This window comes from Megasphaera sp. An286 (assembly GCF_002163455.1).
Classification (GTDB): Bacteria; Bacillota; Negativicutes; order Veillonellales; family Megasphaeraceae; genus Megasphaera; species Megasphaera stantonii.
In genome coordinates this window covers 25780-46736 of sequence record NZ_NFIY01000010.1, presented here as the reverse complement: position 1 = coordinate 46736, position 20957 = coordinate 25780, and the positions used below count along the sequence as shown (strand labels likewise).

The 20957-nt window shown below is 53.6% G+C and carries 19 protein-coding genes and 1 tRNA gene; 1 reads left to right on the top strand and 19 read right to left on the bottom strand.

Annotated elements, in window-relative coordinates; all coding sequences use genetic code 11:
• Nucleotide 1: 1 nt before the first annotated feature.
• The 12 genes from B5F80_RS06140 to B5F80_RS06085 form a co-directional block, all read right to left on the bottom strand.
• Nucleotides 2–3406 carry an autotransporter outer membrane beta-barrel domain-containing protein gene (locus B5F80_RS06140; protein WP_087477943.1) on the bottom strand — a complete coding sequence of 1135 codons (3405 nt, stop codon included), beginning with the start codon at nucleotides 3404–3406 and terminating at the stop codon, nucleotides 2–4.
• 499 nt (nucleotides 3407–3905) lie between these two features.
• Nucleotides 3906–4673: an amino acid ABC transporter ATP-binding protein gene (locus B5F80_RS06135; RefSeq protein WP_087477942.1), complete on the bottom strand. Its 768-nt coding sequence runs from the start codon at nucleotides 4671–4673 to the stop codon at nucleotides 3906–3908.
• 16 nt (nucleotides 4674–4689) lie between these two features.
• A complete protein-coding gene (locus B5F80_RS06130) occupies nucleotides 4690–5340 on the bottom strand; it encodes an amino acid ABC transporter permease (RefSeq protein WP_087477941.1) in 651 nt (216 codons plus the stop codon).
• Nucleotides 5341–5454: 114 nt separating this feature from the next.
• A complete protein-coding gene (locus tag B5F80_RS06125) occupies nucleotides 5455–6252 on the bottom strand; it encodes an amino acid ABC transporter substrate-binding protein (RefSeq protein ID WP_087477940.1) in 798 nt (265 codons plus the stop codon).
• A 12-nt stretch (nucleotides 6253–6264) separates the two neighbouring features.
• Complete coding sequence (locus B5F80_RS06120) at nucleotides 6265–7056, bottom strand: amino acid ABC transporter substrate-binding protein (RefSeq protein ID WP_087477939.1); 792 nt, start codon at nucleotides 7054–7056, stop codon at nucleotides 6265–6267.
• A gap of 180 nt (nucleotides 7057–7236) precedes the next feature.
• A complete protein-coding gene (locus B5F80_RS06115; RefSeq protein WP_087477938.1) occupies nucleotides 7237–7740 on the bottom strand; it encodes a hypothetical protein in 504 nt (167 codons plus the stop codon).
• 62 nt (nucleotides 7741–7802) lie between these two features.
• A complete protein-coding gene (locus B5F80_RS06110; protein ID WP_087477937.1) occupies nucleotides 7803–8132 on the bottom strand; it encodes a hypothetical protein in 330 nt (109 codons plus the stop codon).
• Nucleotides 8133–8141: 9 nt separating this feature from the next.
• A complete protein-coding gene (locus tag B5F80_RS06105) occupies nucleotides 8142–9050 on the bottom strand; it encodes a hypothetical protein (RefSeq protein WP_087477936.1) in 909 nt (302 codons plus the stop codon).
• A 9-nt stretch (nucleotides 9051–9059) separates the two neighbouring features.
• Nucleotides 9060–10004 (bottom strand): phosphodiester glycosidase family protein, encoded by a 945-nt coding sequence (locus tag B5F80_RS06100; RefSeq protein WP_087477935.1) that lies wholly within the window; start codon nucleotides 10002–10004, stop codon nucleotides 9060–9062.
• A 33-nt stretch (nucleotides 10005–10037) separates the two neighbouring features.
• Complete coding sequence (locus B5F80_RS06095; RefSeq protein ID WP_087477934.1) at nucleotides 10038–10853, bottom strand: polysaccharide deacetylase family protein; 816 nt, start codon at nucleotides 10851–10853, stop codon at nucleotides 10038–10040.
• Between the two features lie 82 nt (nucleotides 10854–10935).
• Entirely contained in the window at nucleotides 10936–11904 is a 969-nt protein-coding gene (locus B5F80_RS06090; protein WP_087477933.1) for a C-terminal binding protein, read from the bottom strand.
• A gap of 209 nt (nucleotides 11905–12113) precedes the next feature.
• Nucleotides 12114–12779 carry a CpXC domain-containing protein gene (locus B5F80_RS06085; protein WP_158099959.1) on the bottom strand — a complete coding sequence of 222 codons (666 nt, stop codon included), beginning with the start codon at nucleotides 12777–12779 and terminating at the stop codon, nucleotides 12114–12116.
• Between the two features lie 370 nt (nucleotides 12780–13149).
• On the opposite strand from B5F80_RS06085, the gene B5F80_RS06080 reads away from it, so the two are divergent.
• Complete coding sequence (locus B5F80_RS06080) at nucleotides 13150–13332, top strand: hypothetical protein (RefSeq protein WP_087477931.1); 183 nt, start codon at nucleotides 13150–13152, stop codon at nucleotides 13330–13332.
• Nucleotides 13333–13524: 192 nt separating this feature from the next.
• Here B5F80_RS06080 and B5F80_RS06075 read toward each other — a convergent pair.
• The 7 genes from B5F80_RS06075 to trmB form a co-directional block, all read right to left on the bottom strand.
• Nucleotides 13525–13613: transfer RNA gene (locus B5F80_RS06075), tRNA-Ser, on the bottom strand.
• 48 nt (nucleotides 13614–13661) lie between these two features.
• The gene (locus B5F80_RS06070) at nucleotides 13662–14888 is read right to left on the bottom strand and encodes a Zn-dependent hydrolase (protein ID WP_087477930.1); all 1227 of its coding nucleotides are present in this window, start codon (nucleotides 14886–14888) and stop codon (nucleotides 13662–13664) included.
• Nucleotides 14889–15112: 224 nt separating this feature from the next.
• A complete protein-coding gene (locus B5F80_RS06065) occupies nucleotides 15113–16249 on the bottom strand; it encodes an acyl-CoA dehydrogenase family protein (protein ID WP_239386316.1) in 1137 nt (378 codons plus the stop codon).
• An 85-nt stretch (nucleotides 16250–16334) separates the two neighbouring features.
• Entirely contained in the window at nucleotides 16335–17435 is a 1101-nt protein-coding gene (hydE, locus tag B5F80_RS06060) for a [FeFe] hydrogenase H-cluster radical SAM maturase HydE (protein ID WP_087477928.1), read from the bottom strand.
• A gap of 280 nt (nucleotides 17436–17715) precedes the next feature.
• On the bottom strand, nucleotides 17716–18984 hold the full coding sequence (uraA, locus tag B5F80_RS06055; RefSeq protein WP_087477927.1) for a uracil permease: 1269 nt from the start codon (nucleotides 18982–18984) through the stop codon (nucleotides 17716–17718).
• 18 nt (nucleotides 18985–19002) lie between these two features.
• Nucleotides 19003–20241, bottom strand: a complete 1239-nt coding sequence (locus B5F80_RS06050; protein ID WP_087477926.1) for a putative peptidoglycan glycosyltransferase FtsW — start codon at nucleotides 20239–20241, stop codon at nucleotides 19003–19005.
• Nucleotides 20225–20899 carry a tRNA (guanosine(46)-N7)-methyltransferase TrmB gene (gene trmB, locus B5F80_RS06045; protein WP_087477925.1) on the bottom strand — a complete coding sequence of 225 codons (675 nt, stop codon included), beginning with the start codon at nucleotides 20897–20899 and terminating at the stop codon, nucleotides 20225–20227. The genes B5F80_RS06050 and trmB overlap by 17 nt, the downstream gene beginning before the upstream one ends.
• Nucleotides 20900–20957: the final 58 nt, after the last annotated feature.

The following is a 20957-nucleotide window of genomic DNA, read 5'->3' as shown; positions in this document are numbered from 1 at the left end:
CTTAGACCTTCCAGTTCATGCCAAAGTTGAACTGGTACGTGTCTTCATTGTCGTTGCCGATGGATTTTTCCATGTCCAGGTACATATAGGTGCCCTTGCTGAACTGGTGGGAGAAGCCGAGGCCGATGTCATACCACGTGCCTTCGTTTTCATAGGTCGTGCTGAGGAGGCCTGTGGCGTCGCGGGCTTCAATGTCCTGATCGCCGAGGAATTCATGGAGCACGTCGGCCTTGATGTAGAAGGTGCTCTTTTCGCCGACGTCCTTACCGAGGCGGAAGCCGACGCGGCCAATCAAACTGTCGATGGCGTCGAGCTGGACGTGCGTATCCTGGCTCGTCGTGTAGTCAGCATCGGTGACGTGAGCGTACTGGATCTGAGCCTGGGGTTCGATGTACCAGTTATTGCCCAGGTCTTTCTTGCGGCCATATTCAGCGCTAGCCGAGTAGACGAAGTTGCTGTAGTCGCCGGTAACTTTTTCACCGAGGGTTCTCGTGTACAGCTCGAAATCGTTGGACAGTCTGCCAAACTTCAAGACGTAGTCCGTATAATGGCCCTTATTGCCCAGCCACGTGTCGTAGAACCAGATGCCGCCGCGGCGTACGTCGCCTTCACCGGCTACGTTCTTGTAGTCCGCCGTGCCGCGCATGTAGTCGATCGCCACGCCCTGACGGTGTTCGCCGTCTTCGCGGTCCTTGACACGCGTATCATAGCCCAGTTCCATCATGGTATTCATGCTGCGGAAGGCGTCGGACTTGCCGATGCGGTCATGACGCATACGAACCCAAAGCCCTTCGTCGCCGTCGATGTAGCGAGCTTCCCCCATGCGCTTGTTCAGACGGTCCATATAGATAGCGTTGGAGTAGTTAATTCGCGACATAGCTACGACGGTCTTGCCGGCGTCAGAAACATTTTCTTTAGTTACGTTATTACGGACAAGATAGGCATTTTGCGCATGTTCTCCCTGTCCATAATTTTCTTCTACATACTCGCTGCCCGGCTTAACCGTACCAAAATCTGAACCGTCATTATATGCATCGTTGGCCGTCTTAGCGTCTTCGCCGGCTACATCGCCTGTTACATTTGCATCGTATGCATGATACTCAATGCCAAAATCTACATTGAATACGCCGGCGTCACTGATACGGGCACTTCGTCCAAAAGTCTGCGCCGTATTGCCGGAAATCTCACCTTCCTTAAAACCGTGGCCAGCATTTTCTACAGTAGCAAAGCGGACTTTATCGCCTACGTTCATATTCGCTAATACTTCGTCTCTATTGTTAATCATGAGGTTCTGCGTATCGGCGTTACTTCCGTCTTTGACATACAACATGTCGCCGCTTGCATCAGGACGCACATTCATGACAAAGGTATTCGTACCTTCCAGCGTACCAACATGCAGCGCATGACCGCCTGTACCGTCGCCGTCCATATAAATAATGCTGTCATTACCGGAAAGACTCGTCACCCAACTTTGCCCTGTCACATTCCAACTGGAATGGTTTCCCAGAGAAATATCTACTGTTCCGGCTTTTTGAATTTCATTGCTAAATTGTGGTGCGTAGAACGTATTGCCCGATTTTAAGGTAGCATCTTGATAGTCGTCGGCACGGCCAGTCCATTGACTGCCATCGCCGAATTGCATCGTCAGTTTGCCGCCGTTGCCAGCCAAAGCGTTGCCCGTAAAATGCATGAAGGCAGGAGAATTACCGTTTCCTGCAGACAACGTACTCATAGTACTTGCTGTATTATCAGCATTAATCGTAACATTACCGCCATATCCTGCTACGACGTCGCCAGTAATAGCACTTTCTCCAGCGTAATTGATATTAACATGGCTGCGTAACGTGTCATCCATTTCAAAATCGGGAGTTCCACTTCCCCAACTTTCCGTACCTGCTACTACGGCAAGTCCAGCGCTATTTCCGGTATTTCCATTTTCTACTAATGCATTACTTGCACCAATAGAACTTTTTCCTAAAATAGTAACTGTCCCTCCATTTTCAGCCCAAATAGTGCGTTCACCGTTTCCATTCTCTATATTTTCATAAGAAGAAGCAATCGTGTTCTCAAGACCAGAAATTTCAATTGATCCTCCATTTGTATAAAGAGCTGAAACTACCTTTTTAGCATTACTAGATAAGTCAGTTCCCTCTAATTTTTCAGAAGCATAAATTACATTACTTCCACCATTCGCTCCTTCTGTTTTTAAAGAAATGGTTCCTTCTTTTACAGCCATAAGAGAACCATTAATATACGTAGAAATGTTTTTCCCTGCCAAATCATCAGAAAGTATTTCTTCATCAATAGATTTTCTTGTAGTTAAAGCAATTTCTCCACCTTGGGTCGATTCTATATTGCCGCGTACCCATAAAGAACCAAAGGCATCGCCCGACTTAACACTATTACCATTTCCACTCTTATCCTTCTTTTCTGCATAAATAGCATAGCTTCCTGTCTTTTCTCCCATATCAATAATATTAGTATCGCCATTCAACATGATGCTACTGCCATGTGTATTATCTGAAGGATCAAGAGTATAAGAAATATTAGTTTCCGTTGCGGCAACGCCATGAGAACGTTCTCCAACAGATTTTATAAATAAATTATCATTGACATCAATTCGTCCATTTTTCCCGGCCATCAACCCCCAGTTAGCCTCCCCATTCAAGGTAAGACGCGTTTCTCCATTTAGTGTAACTTGTCCTTTCCCCAATGCCTTTTGTCCAGATATACGCATATCCGCATCCGAACCAGCCCAAACTGCCGCTGGATTTAATACGCCTGGCTTTTTCATTAACGCCTCCCATAAGCTTATTGCATCTGCATTAATTGTAATATCCGTAACATTACCTACAATAATACTAGCAGTTGCATCCTTATTAATGACTGACGCGTTAGCTCGTATCCCATTACCATCTTCTACTACAGCCTTTAAATCACCTAAAACAGTTACACGTGCATCCGTAGTGCAGTCCCTACTAATATTGAACACATCGGAACTTGTTGTCTTTACATATGCCTCAAGACCTCCCACAGTAAGTCCTGCAAAATGATTAGTAAGATGCAACGCATCATTATTGTTTTTATCAGCGCTTTCATTTACATAAATAATAAATTTTGTATCCGGAACATCATAACGTGCACTATATACACCCAAAGCACGATTTTCTCCTGCACTTCCTGTTGGCGTATAGTTAATGACAACCGTCTGATAATCACTTAATGATTTTCCATCAAACGTATCATCTTGACGCACAACTTTATTAGTTTCAATATTAAGTTTTGTAGCATCATTAGGATCTTCCTGCCAATTCGCAGTAGATTCCGCTGCCCAAGCCCCCATGGGCATAAAAGCTGTTGCCGAAAGAGCAAGTAAAATATTGATTACCAACGATTTCTTTTTCATATGTATCTCGTCCTTTTCCCAAAATCACATAATGCAACTTCTAAACTCATACTCTGTCCAAAGCATTCCATCGCATTGTCTGAAAAAAGGCATGACAAAAAGACAGTACGACGCCGCACTGTCTGATATATATTTCTCTATGAAGCAGGACATAGCATTCCTGCAAATTTAAAGCTATTGCTTTATAAAATTCATACCCCCCCAGTAAGTGATTTAGTTATGAAAGTCTTAGGGTAGGTTTCACAACATAAATTACGGTTTTCCTGCGCACTGAGCCGGACAGGTTTCATACTCAGTTCACCTCCATTCTATATCTTTTATCACTATATACCATGATTTTACTACGACTTCCGGGGGGTACGCAACAAAAAATGCACCATATCAAGTAAAAATTTTTCCCCACCGACATATAGTGTCGTCAGCCTAATGGAAACCGCACCGCATATACCGCACAAACCGGCAAATGCTCGTTCGCACTTGCCGGTTTGTTTCGTTTTTATCAGAACCGCAGCATGGATTTCAGGAAGCTTTGGGTTCGTTCGTTTTGCGGGTTTTCGAAGACTTGCTGTGGCGTGCCTTCTTCCTGGATGAGGCCGTCGGCCATGAAGATGACCCGGTCGGCGACTTCTTTGGCGAAGGCCATTTCGTGGGTGACGATGATCATGGTCATTTCTTCGTCGGCAAGCTGTTTAATGGTCCGCAGGACTTCGCCTGTCAGTTCGGGGTCGAGGGCCGACGTCGGTTCATCGAACAGCATGATGTCCGGATTCATAGCCAAGGCGCGGGCGATGGCTACGCGCTGCTGCTGGCCGCCGGACAGGCGCGACGGGTATTCGTCCCGTTTCTCCCACAGGCCGACCTTTTTCAGCAGCTCTTCCGCCGTGGGCATGATGTCTTCAGTCTTCATGCCCTTGACGATGCGCGGCGCTTCGAGGATGTTGTCGAGGACGGTCATATGGGGAAAGAGATTGAAGTGCTGGAAGCACATGCCCATACGGCGGCAGATGGCCCGCACCTGGGCCGGCGGGGCGTAGACGGAGCGGCGGCTGCCTTCGGGCTGGCTGACCATGACGTCGCCGTCGACGGTAATCGTGCCGCCGTCGATGGTTTCGAGCTGGCACAGGCAGCGCAGGAAGGTGCTCTTGCCGCTGCCCGACGGGCCGATGATCGAGACGACTTCCCCTTCGTCGACGTGGAGGGTCACGTCCTTTAAGACTTCCAGATTGCCAAATTGCTTGCGTATATGATCCATTTCAATAAAACTCATCGTGTCGTTTCCTCCTTTATTCGTCGTATACGGCGTAGCGTTTTTCCAGATAGGTGAATACCTTTGTCAGAATAAAGGTAAAGAACAGGTAGAACACGGCGGCGACGACGAAGGCCGTCGTGTCGAAGTCGCGCTGTACGATGGAGCGCGTAATGCGCAAGATGTCGTTCATGGCCAGGATGTAGACCAGGGACGTATCCTTCAGGAGGTTGATCGTTTCGTTAGCCACCGGCGGCAGGACGCGTTTGACGACCTGGGGCAGGATGATGCGCCGCATGGTCTGGACGTAGGTCATGCCGAGAACCTTAGCCCCTTCGTATTGGCCCTTGTCGATAGACTGGATGCCGCCGCGGAAAATTTCCGCAAAGTACGCCGCGTAGTTGAATACGAAGGCGATGATAGCCGCCGGGAAATCGGGCAGGCGCAGGCCTTCGATAATAAAGGGCAGGCCATAATAAATGAATAAGATCTGGAGCATGAGCGGCGTGCCGCGCATGACGTAAATATAGGCGCCCATGAATTTCCGCAGTGGCATAATGCGCGAAATGCGGGCAATAGACATGAGGATGCCAAGGGGCAGGCTCAGTACGATGGTAATAACAAAAATCTGCAGGGTGATTTCCAACCCGCCGGCAATGGCCGGGACAATATTCAATAAGTAATCCATAGTGTCTCCTCGCTTATAAGGGCCGTAAAGACGCACATAAGGTGATAGGCGCAGAAAACGCGGAGCTGCCGCCCCTCGCCCTCTGCATGCTATCACCTGCTGGGCTCTTCGTGATTATTCTACTTTGATCGTAATGTCTTCGCCGAACCATTTCTGGGAAATCTTGGTCATGGTGCCGTCGGCGCTCATCTGCTTCAAGGTTTCGTTGAGCTTATCCTGAAGCATCTTGTCTTCCTGGCGCAGGCCGATGCCGTACTGTTCGTCGCCCATCTTGTTGTCGATGACCTTGAACTGTCCCGGCTTCTTGCTCATGTAGTAGCGGCCTACGACGCTGTCCACGAGGATGCCGTCGATGCGTTCCAGTTCCAAATCCATGAAGGCGGCGACGAAATCGCCGTACCGTTTGACTTCCTGAAGAGAGTTTTTAAATTCCGGCTGTTTTTCCAAGGCGTCAATCGAGCTGCTGCCTTCCTGGGTACCGATGATCTTGCCCGACAGGCCCGCCCGGTCGGCAATGGGCGAATCGGCCCGGACGACGAGGATCTGGGCGTTGTCCAGATACGGCTTGGAGAAGGCGATCTGCTTAGCCCGGTCTTCCGTAATGGTCAAACCGTTCCAGAGCATGTCAACCTGCTTGCTCTTCAAGGCCGCTTCCTTGCTGTCCCAGTCGATAGGCTTGAATTCGACGGGAATGCCCATGCGCTTGCCCGCTTCCGTAGCCAAATCGATGTCAAAGCCCACGATGTTGCCGCTGTCGTCGCGGAAGCCCATAGGCGGGAAATTGTCGTCGAGACCGATGACGATTTTATCGGGCAGCTTATCTGCCGCTTTTTCTTCACCGCCGCAGCCGGCCAGCATCGTCGCCGCCGCTGCGGTCAGCATTCCTATTGCCGCTAATTTCTTTACGTCCATTTTCCATACCTCCTACATGGATACGTCCATGCCAAACCATTTTTCCGAAATCTTCTTAGACGTGCCATCGTTGTGCATGTCTTCCAATACCTTGTCCAGCTTTGCCTTCAGCTCCGTATCGTCCTTGCGCATGCCGACGCCGCAGGGAATGCTGGGATAGCCCACGTCGATAATGCGGAAATCGGCGTTGTTCTGCTGCTTGAAGTATGCTGCCGTCGTCAAGGCTACGACTACGGCGTCGATGCGGCCGACTTCCAAATCCATGAAGGACGTGACGTTGTCCGAATACTGCTTCAGTTCCTTAAAGGAATCGCGCAGCTCCGGCTCAGCGTTGATCGCTTCGAGGCCCGTGCTGCTCTGCTGGGTGCCGACGATCTTGCCGGCCAGGTCGGCCTTGCCCTGAATAGGCGAATCGCCGCGGACTAACAGGATCTGCGGGCCATTCTGATAGGGCCGGGAGAAGAGAATGTTCTTTTCCCGTTCCGGCGTGATGGACAAGCCGTTCCAGATAGCGTCGATGCGCTTGCTCGTCAGCTCCGTTTCCTTGCTGTCCCAGTCGACGGACTTGAATTCGACTTCCATGCCCAGGCGCTTCGCCGCTTCCTTCGCCATGTCGATGTCGAAGCCTACGAGCTCGCCTTTTTCGTCGTGAAAGCCGAAGGGCGGGAAGTTGTCGTCCAGCCCGATGACGATTTTATTTCGTTCCGCTGCGGCGCTATCCTTAGACCCCTCGCTGCCGCAGCCGACTATATTCATTGCTACAAGTGCAGCCGCCCCTACGACTGCCAACCGTTTCCACATCATCTTGAATCTCCCCTTCATATCTTACACAGTTCTAAATACAGTCCTTATTTTACTTTATTTCGTTAAAATAATAAAGAGTTTTCGCTATTCAAAATGATGGAATTTTTTCATGAATCCCCTTTATTTTGCTCTTATCCTCTTCAAATCTCTTTTTTACGCTCGTCTTTCTCTTCTTGGGCCCTATGATTCGTCGTGCGTCTCCTGCCATTCCTTAATGCGGTCGATGATGCGCTGCTTGTTTTTCCTGGACAAGAACTGCATGTGGACCGGCAGCACGGCGATACCCCCTTCTTCGGCCTTGCCCAGCTCGATTTCCTGCCAGTTGTCGGAGATGAGAAAAATATCCTTGTAAGGGAGGAAGACGAAGCTGCGCTCTTCGTGAATCTGCTCGTCGCAGAATTCCCGGAAGGACATGAACTGACGGCGCACGATGAGGCCCTTGTCGGTGATGAAGCAGACGACGTCGCGCTGGCGGTGGATGCGCCACAGGCAGAACAGCAGGACGGCGATGTTATCCAGGCGCGCCGCCAGCGTCGCTTCGCCGAGCATGAGCCAGAAAAAATACATGCCGACCAAGGTGAAGACGAGCTGCATGAATACGGAAAACCATTTGGAGTTTTCAAATTCTTCTTCGATGACGCCGCAGTTTGGATAGCGGCGCATCATGTCCTCTCTCGTAACCATAGTCCCTCCTGCTGGGCGGCTTCATGAAAAAAGGGGAACGCCCAGCGTCCCCCAATACTGACTCAGCGAGTCTTCTTACTTGTCTTCGGCCCCGTCTTGATGACGACGTTGCGACCGTCCTTGACGACTTCCAGGGAAATATCTCCGACGCCGTCTTTATAGTAGGCCATCTTGATTTCCAGCAGCAGGGAGCCAACCTTTTCCTGCAAGTCTTCCGTGAAGAACTGCTTGCGGAAATCCGACGCCGTCTGCTTTTTCGCCGGCTTCTGAACGACGCGGGGCTTTGCCGCCGGTTCGTCGTCCCAATCAGCCGTTTCAAAGGTTATTTCTTCTTTTACGCCCTTGAACATGTCTTCGAGAGACCGGTTCTTGGGGATTTTATGCTTTGCCATCGTATCACCTTACTTATTTGTATCGCCGGAGCTTTCCATCTTATCCGACGCTTCCAGCATGCTGTTGAGGGTCAGCTTGGAAAAGTCTTCCGGCGTTTTATATGTCGCTATCTTCGTGAAGCCTTGGCGCAGGCGGCCGCGGTATGCCGCGACAACCTTGTCGTCGCGGTTCAGCTCGGCGACGTAAATATCCTGGCCGTCGATGCCGACGAGACGGTACTTGCCGACCGGCGAGATTTCCCGCCAGCTGCTCGTCGCTCCTTCAAACATGTAGACGACGCCGGTGCGCAGGTTGTCATAGAAGAAGATGTCTTCGTCGTAGAATACGGCGATGCGGCCGATGTTTTCAGCCTGGACGTGGATGCGCCGCGTATCGTAGTTGGCGTCGGTACGGTAAATGCGGTACCGTTCGGGAGCCACTTCCAGCTTCATGTATACGACGTTCGTCGCCGTCGAGTAGGCTACGTCGACGATCTTGCTGTCTTCCGGCGCGTCTTCGATAGGCGTGTCCAGCTCCCGTTCGGGATATACCGGGTCGTACTGGGCGATGTGGACTTCATAATTGCCCGTCTCGTTATCGTAGCCGTAGGTGGCGAAAATAGCCAGATTGCGGTCCGGCAGCCATTCGAAGAAGGACACCTTCTTGCCGTGCAGGTTGATGCGCTGCGGCTCGCCCTTCTTGCCGGCTTCGTAAATCGACACCTGGTCGTCGACAATGGTCGCCATAAACCGCTTGTCAAAGGAATAATAGGACTGGCCGTTCGGCTCTACGCCGAAGCCCAAGGCTTCCTGCTGATTCGTGCCGGCAATCTGGAAATCCGAGGCCGGCGCAAAGAGCACCTTGTCTAAATACAAATACACGCCTGCCTGGACGGCAATGCCGACAACGAAGGCCAAGAGAACTCGTTTCGTGTTCATACATACCTCCTATTTGACGATAAATGCCGTCGGAATCATGCGTTCGCCCAGCAAGTCCGCCGGTTTGTTCACTACATTGCCGTTGAGGTACAGCGTTGAGCTGGAACCTCCGTCCAGATTGGCCGCGATAACTGCGCCTTCTTCATAGAGGATATTCTGCAGGTCCCGCAGCGTCGCGCCGACAGAATACCCGGGCTGGCGGCCGTCGATGACCAAAAACAGCACCGTGCCGTCCTTGCGCTGACCGATAGCCGTGCGGGGACCGACGCCCCAGCCGCCGTCGCCGTCGGTAATCATCTTTTCGCCGTTGACGATGAGGGCCGGGCCGAAGGATATGCCTTCTTTCGCGCCCATTTCGATGATTTCGCCCTTGCTGTACGTACCGGCGATGAGATTTCCTTCTTTATTGAATCCGACGAATTCGTTCACTTCCACGTCGAGGGAATTCTGCCCCAGAAGGAACCGGCCGTCATGAATGATAAAGCCATACGGGCTGCGGCCCGTGCCGGTACCGTTGGCATCGTAAAAGCCGCCGGCGTTGATGGCCGCCACGGCGTCATGCCGCTTGGCGATGCCGCTCGTCGTGTCGCCTTTTTCATCCATATTTTCCGCCGTCGCTACTTCGATGCGCTTCGGGTCGGGGATTTCCAGCAAAAAGCCTTTGAAGCGGCTCGATTCAATCTGCTTTAAATTCAGGGACGAATCGGTGCGGGCCGTAAATTTAAACAGCTCCTGCTTCGGCGCCGTGCTGATGCCGCCCAGTATTTTATCGATTTCTTCCTGAGAAAAAAGCCACGTAATGTACTGGGGATGGCGGCTCTTTAAAATCGCGCCGACGACGGTCCGCTTGACGTTGTCAAAGGGGCCGAACAGTACGACGACAGGCGACGTTACGCCGAAAAAGACCAGCAATACTATTAAAAATTTGCAAATATCTTTGAAATGTTTCTTCATAGTTACCTCAGAAATGTAAAGATAGACCCGGCGTTATCGTTCTTCGTACTGCTCTGTCGTAACGCGCTGCTCAAAGTTTCCTATATCGACGGCATTGCCAATCCAGATGCGGTTGACGGCATAGGGATTGTCGCCGCGCTTGGCCCATCCCGGATTCATGGTGACGGCCAGCTTGATGCCATGCTTTTTCATGACGTCTTCGACGGCCTCATTGACCCGGCCATAGGGATAGCAGAAAAATTCGTTGTCGATACCCAGGCGCTGCTTCAGCTCTTCCTGGCTCTTTTGCACGTCTTCTTCGACGGCCGCCGCCGAAAGCTCGGTCAGGCGTTCATGACGGTAGCTGTGCGAAGCGATAGTAATGCCTGCGTCTTTCATTTCCTGGATCTGCTGCCACGTCAGGCGCGTACCCTGGTCGGCGTCATACGTCGGGATGAATACGGTGCAGGGAAATCCGAATTCCTTCATGATGGGCATGACGATGGAATACGTGTCGGGATACCCGTCGTCAAAGGTCAGCACGACAGGTTTTACAGGGACGGCCTTCCCTTCCGTCATGTATTCATGGAGCTGCTGCAGCGTAATGGGATGGAACCCGTTGTCCTTTAAAAACTGCATCTGCTCGCGGAAGTGCGATTCCAGCAGGACGGCGTCGTTATCAGGCACGTCGCCTATCATATGATACATGAGGACCGGAATCCCTTTTTCGGGAACGGCCATTTCCACTTGTTCCTGCTGCGCTGCCGGCGCGGCGGACTCGGCAGCCGTCTTCGTGTCGGAAGACGAGCCGCAGCCCCCTAACAGGGCGCAGCAAAGACATGCCATTGCGGCGAATTTCCAAATGCGCAAGACATAAAGCCCCCTTCGTATGTCGGTTTATCCTGCGGCGCGCCGGCGCCCTTGCGCCGATACGCCGCTTGTATGCACGATGTTAATATGTATCTTTTACGACGATTGGCAGTTCGTCCCGCCGCCCTTCGAAGAACCGGCGGATATATGTCTCGGCGTCGTCGCGGACCTGCTTATCGGCTTCGACCGAATGGAAGCTGACGTTAGGCGTCAGCAGGAATTCCGGCCGGGCGATCATTTTGAGCAGCATCGGACTGGGATGCTCCATAGACAAGACGTCCAGCGCCGCGCTGCGGATATGCCCATCGTCGACGGCATGGTACAGCGCCGCTTCGTCGGCCAGGCCGCCGCGGCAGCAGTTGACGAACATAGCGCCCTGCTTCATCTGCTCGAACTGTTCATCCTGGAAAATATACCGCGTCGTTTCATTCAGCGGCATATGGAGCGATACGACGTCGCTCGTCTCCAGCAGCTGGTCCATATCGACAGGACGGACATGATGCGCGTTCATGATGTCTTCACTGACAAACGGGTCGTACGCCTGAATGCTGCAGCCGAAGGCCTGCATGCGCGACGCGACGGCCCGTCCGATATGGCCGAAGCCGACGAGGCCGATGAGGTTGCTGCTCACGCGGTGGATAGGCCAGGCCACGGAGCCGTATTCCCAGCGGCTGTTGACGTTGATGTCCGTCAAGTATTCCGGCAGCTGCCGAATCAGCGCCAATATCATAGCGCACGTATGGTCGGCAATATCGTCGACGCAGTACGACATGTTATTGACGACAAGAACTCCGTTTCGGGCAGCCCCATCCAAATCGACGTTGTCATACCGCGTCGATAAAATGACGATGAGCTTCAAGTCGTCGAGCCGGTCCAAAAGCGAGCCGGAAATCCGTTCCGATTTGCAGATAATCACGTCGGCGTCTTCCAGCCGGTCAGCCATGACGTCTTCGTCGGCTTCCGGGCAGTATTCGACGCGGGCAATATCCCGCAACCGCTCTCCAAAATCATCTTCGTCCTGACGTCCCGTCAAAACACTTATGTGATACATATCACAGCCCCTTTTCTTTGGTAAAAACAATCAGCTAATTAAAAACCTACATATATCCTTAATTATATAACACATATTTACCACTTCGCAAGTAAATAGGGCCATTCCCCCTTCATTTCTCTCCCCCATAGCTGCCTGGGCCAGCTACAGCAAAAGCCCGCGGGAACATGGCCCGCGAGCTTTTCTATGGCTGCGCCCTTGACAGCGCTTTATTTCATAACGGCGTCTAAAAATGAAACGGCCCAGGCTTTGTCGATAACCGGCACGTCCTTCGCCTGTTCTTCCAATTCCTTGCTGAATTCATTCCGCAGCGTTTCGTACAATTCGGCAAAGCTGGCTTCGTAATCGACGTTCAGCGCTTCGTTCGTACCATCGTCAATGAGGTGGATAATAAACTTCCCCTCTTCGTCCCGGATGAAATAGCAGCCCGTCGTATGAAACTCGGGATACTGGGCTTCCACCTGGCGTTCTGCCAGCAGCTTCAGCAATGCGATAATGCGGTCGTCCAGGCCGGCGTCGACGATGCGGAGCTTTTCCAGCATTTCGTCGAAGGAATGGACGATGCGGCAGACGTAATGCGCCGCGTCGTGCAGCACCGTCATAGCCTGCTTGAAAGCCTGCTGCGCCGTTTCCTCTCCCTGTTTGTCGGCAGCATGATAGATCATGACGGCTTCATCCATATCATGATACAAAAAATTGTAGCTGACGACGTGCTCGTACCCGCAATGAGGACAATGCATGGTAAACGCTTCCAAGGACCGCACGGCGGCCTTCATCTCTTCATCGGTCTGTGTATTCACGCTGTCCCATACCTTAAACCGGCTGGTTTTGCCGCACTGGGGACAGGTAATTTCTTCCTCATGGAATCTCGACATAACGAACCTCCTTACTTCTCTCCATACGATATATGTTTCGCCGCAGACACGCCGCCTGCAGCTTTCCAGCAATTCCATTCCTATTATATTTTTACGAAAAAAGCCTGTCAATTCCCTGCCGAAAATTCACCGCTTTACGCCCCTCTGCCAGCGTTGCCGCAGCCTCGCCGCCGCTGCTTTCAAGAGCACGAATAAGCGCGCCCCGTTATTGACAGCGATAAAAAAGTATTCTATGCTGTACCTAAACTCTTCAGGCAAAATAGATTCCCGACGGCCGCACTGAGCCCTTCTTTCAGACGAAACACGCAGCCTCGGACTGCGCAAAGCCGGCTTTATTGCCTATAAAACAAAAAATTAGGAGGATATACGTATGGAAACGAAATGGTATGACAAAAAATGGATGTTGTGGGCCGCCCTCATCATCTGCTGGCCCCTCGGCTTGTATCTCTTGTATCGCCAGCGCCGCAACTACACGAAAACGCAGATTATCCTGTACATCATCATTACGGCCATTTGGTCCGCCTTCGCCCTGCTCAATGTATCACAAGGATGACGCATACGGCGCAGCTATGACAGGACGAAATCGCTCACAGACAGATTTTATGCCATAGGGAAGCTGCAAATACGCCTTCCTGCGCCTGTCTTTCATGAAATAAACCCCTTTTTTAAACCCCTCGTCCAAAAAACGGCCCAAACTAGTGAACTAAAAGGGCCCGCCGAAGACCGGCGAGCCCTGTTGTTTGCTTGGCGGAAAGGGTGGGATTCGAACCCACGGTGCGTTGCCGCATCACTAGTTTTCAAGACTAGCTCCTTAAACCACTCGGACACCTTTCCATAACGGAATTATTATAGCAAACATCTATAATTTCCGTCAAGAAAATTTCACCTGTCCAATACGGCTTCGATGAGCCGCAGGAAGGCCCGGATGCCTTCTTTTAAAGCCGGTTCCGGCGTGTCTTCTTCCTTGCAGTGGGAAATCCCCGGGTCCGACATGACGAACATCATGATGGACGGCGCGGCCTTGACCATTTCTACGGCGTCGTGGAGCGGAGCGGAATACATGACGGCGTCCCTTCCCGTTTCCTCCTGGACGGCACGACGGCACAGCTCTTTCAGCGTTTCGTCAAACAATACGGGCTCCTTGTGCCAAAGGACGTCATGCGCTGCAGCTACGCCGTGTTCCCTGGCCCGCCCTTCATAGGCGGCGCGGGCTTCGTCTATCATCGTCTGGAACGTTTCTTTGTCGATGCAGCGGATATCCAGGGAAATGCGGCAGCGGCCGGGAGAAATGGTCACGACATTGGGGGCGACGTCTACTTGCCCGACTGTGCAGTACGCGCCGTATTTCAACGCTATTTTATTAAAATCAACGGTTGCTTCGGCAGCCGCTAAAAAGGCGTCGCGCCGCAACGCTACAGGCGAACCGCAATGGCTCTGCTGTCCCGTAAACGTAATGTACTCGCGGTGGCAGCCGCACACGCCGTACACGCAAGCAGCGCTCGTCTTGTTCTGCGCCAGCAGCGGCGCCTGTTCGATGTGCAGTTCCAAATAGGCCTGGACCTGCCGCGCTGCAAAGGCCGCCCTCGCCTCGTCTATCCGCTCGCCGTCCAATCCGCACGTTCGCAGCACGTCGGCGAAGGATTCCCCGTCTTTCGTTATCAGAGACGCCGCCGACTGGGCCGTCATAGAACCGCTGGCGACGGCAGACCCAAAGCAGCTCTTGCCGAAGGCCATACCTTCCTCATCGACCCAGCCGACGACATACAAAGTCTTCTTCGGCTTCTTTCCATCTAGGCAATACGCGCCGTAGCCCATGCCGGCCGCTACACCCAGGGCCCCGTCCAGCCAGCCGCCGTCCGGTACGGAGTCAATATGGCTCCCTACGACGACGGACGCTTCACTTTCACCGGCAAACTTCGCCCATATATTGCCGACGGCATCCATTGACACTTCGGCTCCGGCCGCTTCCATATGACAGCGAAACCATTCCGTCGCCTGCTGCCACACCGGCGTCCACGACAGGCGCTGGGCACCGCCTTCGTCTGACGTAAGCACCGCCAGTTCTCTTAAATCGGCGACGATTTGTTCTGCCGCATCTGCTCTGTTCATCTGAATCCCCCTTGTATATACATATCTATGCTATGTTCCCGAAATGGAATTAGTTTGATAATACTATGACTGCCAGCCCGTTGGCAAGGTATACTTGCGTTCAATCTACAAAGGCCGCCTTCTCTTTCACCGAAGGCGGCTATTTTGTCATACCAGCAACATGACAAAATACCCTCTTTGCCGTGACATCCAGCAAAGAGGGTATATAGTATCAAATTCGCGCCTTACTGCAGCACGTGTCTGGCAATGACCATTTTCTGCACTTCGCTCGTCCCTTCGTAAATGCGCAGGATGCGGGCGTCGCGGTACAGGCGTTCGATGTCGTAGTCCTTCATGTAGCCGTAGCCGCCGTGTATCTGCAAGGACAAATCGCAGATGTAGCAGGCCGCTTCAGAGGCATAATATTTCGCCATCGCCGCCGCCTGGCTGATATCGCCGCCGGCTATCCGTTCCGACGCGGCGTTGTATACGAGGAGACGAGCCGCTTCCAGACGCGTCGCCATGTCGGCCAGATACCACTGCAGGCCCTGCTTGGCCGCAATGGGCTTGCCGAATTGAACCCGTTCCTTTGCGTATTTAACAGCGCCGGCCATGGCCGCTTCGGCCACGCCCAGGGATTGGGCGGCAATGCCGATGCGGCCGCCGTCAAGGCCGCTCATAGCGACTTTAAAGCCGTCGCCGACACGACCCAGCACGCACGATTCCGGCACAGCACAGTCCGTAAAAATCAGCTCCGACACAGCGGCGCCGCGGATCCCCATCTTATCTTCCGTCTTGCCCAATGAAAATCCCGGCGTGTCCCGCTTCATCAAAAAGGCCGTCATGCCGCCGCGAGTCCCCTTTTCCTTGTCCGTCACGGCGATGACTACGACGTGATGCCCTTCATGAGGCCCCATATTGCTGATAAAGCACTTCGTACCGTTTAATACATAGCGTCCGTCTGCATAGGCTGCCTTAGTCGTCAGCCCGCCGGCATCTGTACCGGCCCCGGCTTCGGTCAAGGCAAAAGCTCCTAACCGCCCTTCGGCTGCTGCCGGCAAAACCTCCCGCTTCTGTTCTTCCGTGCCGCGCTTGACGATGATATCGTTGACCAGCAGGTGAACGGCCAAGATCTCCGCCGTACTGGCGCAGCATTTCGCCACTTCTTCAATAGCGACGACCTTGCAGATTTCATCCATGCCGGCTCCGCCGTATTCTTCGGGAATGTTCAGCCCCATAATGCCCATGTCGGACAATCCCTGAATCGTCTCGGCCGGGAACCGCCCCGTCTCGTCGATATCCTTCGCCAGGGGCGCGATCTTTTCCTGCGCATAGTTGCGCACCATCATCTGTATATCTCGCTGTTCTTCTGTCAACTGCATAGAAATCCCGCCTTTCGTCGTAAGGTATACTTCTATTATGACCTACGAAAAGGCGCTTTGGCAACTGTATGCAAAATTAGCATGCCTACGTCTTTTGCTTATGGAAAAAATGCGGCGAATCGCCCCACTGGCCGAGTCCTACGGTATCACCGACAGACGCGACGCGGGCGGCCAGGCAGTCCTTGCATTGGCCCGGCGTGTCTTCTACGCAGGGCTTGTTGTCGTACAGCAAATACTGGGAACGGAACTTCGGCACCGTCACGATGGGCATGAGGACGTTGGCCCCGGCTTTAAGGCCCAGTTCGCGGCCCATGGGATGCAGGGCCTGCAGGGCCGTCGTCGAGGCGATGTTGACGTCCGGCAAAAACAGGCGCGTCACGGCGATCATCTTGAGGCCCAGCTCCAAACGGCGGCGTTTCCCCTCGGCCGAATCAAGCCCCTGCGCCACGACGGCCTTGCCAAGAGGCGTATTGTGATGGACGACGTAAGGCCCCATGCCGATCATGTCGATATCCATGTCGCGGTAGAACAAGATGTCGTCGGCCAAATCTTCTATGGTCTGGCCGGGCAGGCCGCTCATGTCGCCGGTGCCGACCTGATAGCCAATGGACCGCAGCGCGTCGAGGCAGTTCTTGCGGACTTGCCATTGATGATGGCCGTCCTGCGGATGAAGCTTGGCGTATAGTTCGGGATTGCTCGTCTCAATGCGCAGCAAATAGCGGTGCGCGCCGGCTTCAAACCAGCGGCGGTAAGCCTCCTCGTCCTGCTCGCCGACGCAGAGGGTAATGCCCAGCTCGCCATGGCTCAGGGCCTTGATATCCCGCACCAGCCCTTCGATGTAGCCGATAAACGCCTCATCCTGCCGTTCGCCCGACTGAAGCGTCAGGGAACCGTACTGGTTGTCGTAAGCCCATTTCGCCATCGCCAGGATATCGTCCCGGTCGGTGTCAAACCGCTCCACCTCGTCGTTGTCCCGACGGATGCCGCAGTACAGACAGTTCTTGATGCAGCGGTTGGAAAATTCAATGAGACCGCGATAATAGACGACGCGGCCAACGTTGGCCGCCTTGACCTCATAGGCACGGTCGTACAAGGCCTGCATCTCGTCGGCGTCGGTCAGGCTGAGCAGGTAAATTAAATCGTCGCGAGTTAAATCCTTTTTATATAATACATCGGCAAGCGGCATAGCGCTCCCTCCTTTGCGATTGCACAATGGATTAGGAATCATTTTCGTAATCCGATAATACTATGACCGCCGCGATTTATCAAGCCCGTTTTTCACAGCTTCCTCCCCATTGTATAGAAGACGAAAAAAAAAGAGGACTCTTTCGAGTCCCCTTTGCATCGTCAGAAAGGAATCATTTTTGGCATGTCCGTTAACGTTTACCTTATATCGTACAACGGCAGCCCGCCGTCTTCCATAACAAAAGACCTGCCGCCCATGCAGCAGGTCTTTTGCATATTTTTTAATTTTTATTGGCCCAATGAAGCCGTTCAAAGAGCAGGAAGACGAGGCTCAGCACCATGGCGACGACCGTCGCAAGGCCCATGCCCTTGAGCTGGACGGGACCGAAGACGATGGTTGCGCCGCTGAGACCGGAAATCATCGTCACAGCCGTGAGGATGAGGTTCTTCGACCGGGTGTAGTCAACCTTCTTTTCGACGAGCATGCGCAGGCCTGACGCGGCGATGAAGCCGAACAGGAGAATGCACACGCCGCCCATGACCGGCGTCGGAATGGCGTGGATGAGGGCGGCTATCTTGCCGATAAAGGAAAAAATGATGGCGAAGACGGCGGCGCCGCCGATAACCCAGGTGCTATATACGCCTGTAATGGCCATGACACCCATGTTTTCACCGTACGTCGTATTCGGCGTCGAGCCGAGAAGGCCCGACAGGACGTTGGACACGCCGTCGGCAAAGAGGGAGCGGTGCAGGCCCGGGTCTTTGATGAGGTCGCGGCCGACGATGTCGCTGGTCACGAAAAGGTGTCCCAGGTGTTCGGCCAGTACGACGAACAATGCCGGCATAATCATCATGATAGCGCTGAGGTTAAACTCCGGCTTGTAGAACGTCGGGAAGGCAAACCACGGCGTTTCCTGTACGTGGCTCAAGTCGACGACGCCCATGAAATACGACAGGATATAGCCGGCGACGACGCCGACCAGGATGGGAATGATGCCTAAAAATCCGCGGCCCAGTACGCTGGTGAGAATCGTAACGATAAGCGTAAAGGTCGAGATAATCATAGCCGTTTCGTTGGACATGCCCTGGGCTTCGCCTATATAGCCCGACATGGTCATAGCCAGGGGCGCCAGCTCCAGGCCGATGATGGCTACGATAGAGCCCATCGCCGCCGGCGGAAAGAGGACGTCAATCCACTTCGTGCCGATTTTGTCGACGAGAGCCGCAATGACGATAAAGGACAGGCCGAAGACGATGAAGCCCCCTTGGGCGTCGCCGTAGGACATGCCCGGCACGGCACAGACGGCCAGGACCGGCGAAATAAAGGCAAAGCTCGAGCCCAGGTACGCCGGCAGCCGCCATTTGCAGATGGTCAGGTAAATAAGCGTGCCGATGCCGTTCATAAACAGGGCCGTCGCCGGATCTACGTGCAGCAGGAACGGCACGAGCACCGTCGAGCCGAACATGGCAAACAAATGCTGCAAGCTGAGAGGAATCGTCGGCAGCAGGGGCAGCCGTTCCTCTACGTGAATAATCCTTCGTTGTTCCATATATTCCTCCTAATGCAATCAGCGCAGGGGAAAGCGGCTGCGCGTTTCTTCCTTCATGGACCGCAGAACAGGCTGCGGTTCCGCCGCGGCCCGCTCCATGGCCTGTTTGTAATTTTGCCGGCAAATGTTGAGCAGCAGGGCCGCCGCCGCCATGTTGACTACCAGGGACGTGCCGCCGTAGCTGATAAAGGGCAGGGGCACGCCGACGACGGGCAGGACGCCGCAGACCATGCCGATGTTGATAAAGCCCTGGCCGCCGAAATACAGCGTAATGCCCAAGGCCGTAAACATGCCGAATTTATCCCGGCAGTTCCAGGCCGTCATGGCCCCGAAGTAGACGACCGTACAGAACAGGAGCAGGATAAAAATAGACCCGCGCAGACCCCATTCCTGGGCCAGTATGGCAAAGGCAAAGTCCGTATGGGCTTCGGGCAGATAGCTGAATTTGCTGACGCCGTCGCCGATGCCTTGTCCCAGGATGCCGCCGGAGCCAATGGCGATGAGGCTCTGCACCGTCTGGTAGCCCAGAGTCTTTTCATATTCCCAAGGGTCGAGCCAGGCGATGATGCGGTTCATGCGGTACGGCGCCGACAACAGGTACAGCAGCGCGCCGCCGCCCAGTACGGCGCAGTGCCATTTGATATGGGACAAGCGCGCGCCGCCGGCAAAAACCATGACCGCCGGAATCGCCAGGATGACGAAGGCCGTGCCGGCGTCGGGCTGTTCCATGACCAATAGGAACATGAGCAGCGGCCCCCATAAGGCGATATGGGGCACAAACCGCAGCCGCCGCCAGAATACAACGTCTTTAGCATGAGACAGGCGGTATAAAAATTCAATAGGCCTGCGCTTTTCCAAGAAGTCGGCCAGATGGGACGCCGCATACAAAATACCGGCCAGCTTCGCCACCTCCGACGGCTGAAAGGTAAATCCGGCGACGCCGATCCAGCGGCGCGCGCCGTTGACGACGATGCCGATGGGAAAGACGATCAGCAGGAGGACGACGGCTCCGATAATAATCCACTTCGTATAGTTCCGCCATATGCGGTAATCTTTTTTATACAGGAAAAGCGCCGGCCCCAGCCCGACGGCGAAAAAAATGGCCTGGCGCATCAGGTGATTGAAAAACCGGCCGTGAACGCCGTCGGACACGAAGGTCGCGCTGAATACGTTGGCCATGCCCATAGCGACCAGCAGGGCAAAGGCCGTCAGCAGGGCCCAGTAGGTCCGCCGCAGTTCTTTAGTTTCCTTCGTCATGACCTATTCCTCCGGCCGGCGGCATAGCCGCGCAATGAAAAATAGGCTGTCCTTTCGCGCTGAATTTTGCTTCGTATTCGGTCATCGCTTCGTTGACGATATCGCTGTGATGAAGGTCGTACGTCACTTCCGACAGCTGCCACTGCCGTTCCTTAAATTCTTCCAGCGTAAAGTCGAACAAGCCCGCGTTGTCAGATTTAAAATCGATGCGGCCGCCCTCCGCCAGCAGACGGGCGTAGCGGTCGAGAAAATCGCGGTACGTCAGGCGGCGCTTGGCGTGGCGCTTCTTCGGCCAGGGGTCGCAGAAATTGATAAAAAAGCGGGATACCTCGCCGGGCGCGAAGATTTCTTCCAAACGGGCCACGTCGAACCGCAGCAGGTGGACGTTGTTCACCTCGGCGGCGGCGCATTTCTTGCCGGCGTAATACAGGACGCCGACCTGGATTTCAATGCCGATGAAATTTGCTTCCGGATGGAGCTGGGCCATTTGGGAAATGAAATTCCCCTTGCCCGTGCCGAGCTCTACCCACAGGGGCTTGTCCGGATCTTCGAACAGCTCCCGCCATTTTCCTTTATGTTCTTCACAATGTTCCAAGTGGACGAACGAAGCGTAATCCAAAATGGCCTCGTCAATCCACGGTTTTCTCCGTAAACGCATGAGTTCCTCCTTTATCTGCGTATATAAAGAGGCTGATTCCACGCGAAATCAGCCTGTA

Coding starts and splice junctions, on each gene's coding strand:
- B5F80_RS06090 (WP_087477933.1), bottom strand. CDS start 11,904: ATGTATCACATAAGTGTTTTGACGGGACGTCAGGACGAAGATGATTTT.
- B5F80_RS06110 (WP_087477937.1), bottom strand. CDS start 8,132: ATGGCAAAGCATAAAATCCCCAAGAACCGGTCTCTCGAAGACATGTTC.
- B5F80_RS06120 (WP_087477939.1), bottom strand. CDS start 7,056: ATGATGTGGAAACGGTTGGCAGTCGTAGGGGCGGCTGCACTTGTAGCA.
- B5F80_RS06115 (WP_087477938.1), bottom strand. CDS start 7,740: ATGGTTACGAGAGAGGACATGATGCGCCGCTATCCAAACTGCGGCGTC.
- B5F80_RS06065 (WP_239386316.1), bottom strand. CDS start 16,249: ATGCAGTTGACAGAAGAACAGCGAGATATACAGATGATGGTGCGCAAC.
- B5F80_RS06135 (WP_087477942.1), bottom strand. CDS start 4,673: ATGAGTTTTATTGAAATGGATCATATACGCAAGCAATTTGGCAATCTG.
- B5F80_RS06050 (WP_087477926.1), bottom strand. CDS start 20,241: ATGACGAAGGAAACTAAAGAACTGCGGCGGACCTACTGGGCCCTGCTG.
- B5F80_RS06070 (WP_087477930.1), bottom strand. CDS start 14,888: ATGAACAGAGCAGATGCGGCAGAACAAATCGTCGCCGATTTAAGAGAA.
- B5F80_RS06100 (WP_087477935.1), bottom strand. CDS start 10,004: ATGAAGAAACATTTCAAAGATATTTGCAAATTTTTAATAGTATTGCTG.
- uraA (WP_087477927.1), bottom strand. CDS start 18,984: ATGGAACAACGAAGGATTATTCACGTAGAGGAACGGCTGCCCCTGCTG.
- B5F80_RS06085 (WP_158099959.1), bottom strand. CDS start 12,779: ATGTCGAGATTCCATGAGGAAGAAATTACCTGTCCCCAGTGCGGCAAA.
- B5F80_RS06130 (WP_087477941.1), bottom strand. CDS start 5,340: ATGGATTACTTATTGAATATTGTCCCGGCCATTGCCGGCGGGTTGGAA.
- B5F80_RS06105 (WP_087477936.1), bottom strand. CDS start 9,050: ATGAACACGAAACGAGTTCTCTTGGCCTTCGTTGTCGGCATTGCCGTC.
- hydE (WP_087477928.1), bottom strand. CDS start 17,435: ATGCCGCTTGCCGATGTATTATATAAAAAGGATTTAACTCGCGACGAT.
- trmB (WP_087477925.1), bottom strand. CDS start 20,899: ATGCGTTTACGGAGAAAACCGTGGATTGACGAGGCCATTTTGGATTAC.
- B5F80_RS06140 (WP_087477943.1), bottom strand. CDS start 3,406: ATGAAAAAGAAATCGTTGGTAATCAATATTTTACTTGCTCTTTCGGCA.
- B5F80_RS06125 (WP_087477940.1), bottom strand. CDS start 6,252: ATGGACGTAAAGAAATTAGCGGCAATAGGAATGCTGACCGCAGCGGCG.
- B5F80_RS06080 (WP_087477931.1), top strand. CDS start 13,150: ATGGAAACGAAATGGTATGACAAAAAATGGATGTTGTGGGCCGCCCTC.